A 491-nucleotide genomic window follows, 5' to 3' on the forward strand; every position below is an offset into this window, starting at 1 on the left:
AGGAAACTGCTTTGATAATGCTGTTGTTGAAAGTTTTTTCATACACTCAAACCCCATATTATTCATTGTTGTTATTATGAAACGAGGATGCAGGCTAATAAAGCACTATTTGAATATATTGAAATCTATTATAATCGTATTCGTCGTCTTTCAGCCAAAGGCTAGATATCGCCGCAGCAATATGAATAGCAATTTTACCAAAACAATAAAATGATAGCGGTGGGCACTGTCTAATATTTTTGCAAAGATCAATTATTACTTTGATAAAAGAGGTATCTAAGAAAAATGTTCAGCATAGAATGAATCGAAATACTAACTAGAGGCAAAGATTAACGCAATGTGAACTTGAGAACATTCAATGTGATAGAGGACTTTAATCGTGAGGCGCTAGGCATTGATATTGCAGTCAGTTTACCGGCAGAAAGAATTACCCGTTACTTAGATAAACTGACCGAATATCATGGATATTTATTAAAAATACGGGTCGATAA

Annotated in this window: 1 pseudogene (only partly in view); it reads left to right on the forward strand. The window is 33.8% G+C overall.

The annotated features are described in order from the left end of the window. Positions 1-162: pseudogene (locus B9N71_RS13690) on the forward strand (IS3 family transposase) (its annotated part extends 79 nt beyond the left edge of the window); the annotation flags it as partial. Between the last annotated feature and the right edge of the window lie 329 nt (positions 163-491).

The sequence above is a fragment of the Gilliamella bombi genome (assembly GCF_900103255.1).
GTDB lineage: Bacteria > Pseudomonadota > Gammaproteobacteria > Enterobacterales > Orbaceae > Gilliamella > Gilliamella bombi.